Origin of the sequence: Pantoea wallisii (genome assembly GCF_002095485.1) — a bacterium.
GTDB lineage: Bacteria > Pseudomonadota > Gammaproteobacteria > Enterobacterales > Enterobacteriaceae > Pantoea > Pantoea wallisii.
The window spans coordinates 1-1,762 of record NZ_MLFS01000124.1 but is presented as its reverse complement, the minus strand read 5'-3'; the positions used below and the strand labels follow the sequence as shown (position 1 = coordinate 1,762).

1 rRNA gene is annotated in these 1,762 nt (G+C 53.3%); it reads left to right on the top strand.

The features are described 5' to 3' along the window. Positions 1-164: 164 nt before the first annotated feature. Positions 165-1,707 (top strand): 16S ribosomal RNA (locus tag HA48_RS21835). Positions 1,708-1,762 lie beyond the last annotated feature (55 nt).

Below are 1,762 nucleotides of genomic sequence, written 5' to 3'. Positions count from 1 at the left end.
GCTCTTTAACAATTTATCAGACAATCTGTGTGGGCACTCACGGGATTGATATCACAAGCCTCCGGGCTTTAAAAAATATCAAGTCTTTGCTGAGTGAACACGTAATTCATTACGAAGTTTAATTCACAGAGCACCGCTTAACTTGTTTAAGCAAATCAAACTTTAAATTGAAGAGTTTGATCATGGCTCAGATTGAACGCTGGCGGCAGGCCTAACACATGCAAGTCGGACGGTAGCACAGAAGAGCTTGCTCTTCGGGTGACGAGTGGCGGACGGGTGAGTAATGTCTGGGAAACTGCCCGATGGCGGGGGATAACTACTGGAAACGGTAGCTAATACCGCATAACGTCGCAAGACCAAAGTGGGGGACCTTCGGGCCTCACGCCATCGGATGTGCCCAGATGGGATTAGCTAGTAGGTGGGGTAACGGCTCACCTAGGCGACGATCCCTAGCTGGTCTGAGAGGATGACCAGCCACACTGGAACTGAGACACGGTCCAGACTCCTACGGGAGGCAGCAGTGGGGAATATTGCACAATGGGCGCAAGCCTGATGCAGCCATGCCGCGTGTATGAAGAAGGCCTTCGGGTTGTAAAGTACTTTCAGCGGGGAGGAAGGCGGTAAGGTTAATAACCTTGCCGATTGACGTTACCCGCAGAAGAAGCACCGGCTAACTCCGTGCCAGCAGCCGCGGTAATACGGAGGGTGCAAGCGTTAATCGGAATTACTGGGCGTAAAGCGCACGCAGGCGGTCTGTTAAGTCAGATGTGAAATCCCCGGGCTTAACCTGGGAACTGCATTTGAAACTGGCAGGCTTGAGTCTCGTAGAGGGGGGTAGAATTCCAGGTGTAGCGGTGAAATGCGTAGAGATCTGGAGGAATACCGGTGGCGAAGGCGGCCCCCTGGACGAAGACTGACGCTCAGGTGCGAAAGCGTGGGGAGCAAACAGGATTAGATACCCTGGTAGTCCACGCCGTAAACGATGTCGACTTGGAGGTTGTGCCCTTGAGGCGTGGCTTCCGGAGCTAACGCGTTAAGTCGACCGCCTGGGGAGTACGGCCGCAAGGTTAAAACTCAAATGAATTGACGGGGGCCCGCACAAGCGGTGGAGCATGTGGTTTAATTCGATGCAACGCGAAGAACCTTACCTGGCCTTGACATCCAGAGAACTTTCCAGAGATGGATTGGTGCCTTCGGGAACTCTGAGACAGGTGCTGCATGGCTGTCGTCAGCTCGTGTTGTGAAATGTTGGGTTAAGTCCCGCAACGAGCGCAACCCTTATCCTTTGTTGCCAGCGGGTAGTGCCGGGAACTCAAAGGAGACTGCCGGTGATAAACCGGAGGAAGGTGGGGATGACGTCAAGTCATCATGGCCCTTACGGCCAGGGCTACACACGTGCTACAATGGCGCATACAAAGAGAAGCGACCTCGCGAGAGCAAGCGGACCTCATAAAGTGCGTCGTAGTCCGGATCGGAGTCTGCAACTCGACTCCGTGAAGTCGGAATCGCTAGTAATCGTAGATCAGAATGCTACGGTGAATACGTTCCCGGGCCTTGTACACACCGCCCGTCACACCATGGGAGTGGGTTGCAAAAGAAGTAGGTAGCTTAACCTTCGGGAGGGCGCTTACCACTTTGTGATTCATGACTGGGGTGAAGTCGTAACAAGGTAACCGTAGGGGAACCTGCGGTTGGATCACCTCCTTACCTGAAGATACCTTTCCGCGCAGTGCCCACAACAGATTGTCTGATAGAAAAGTAA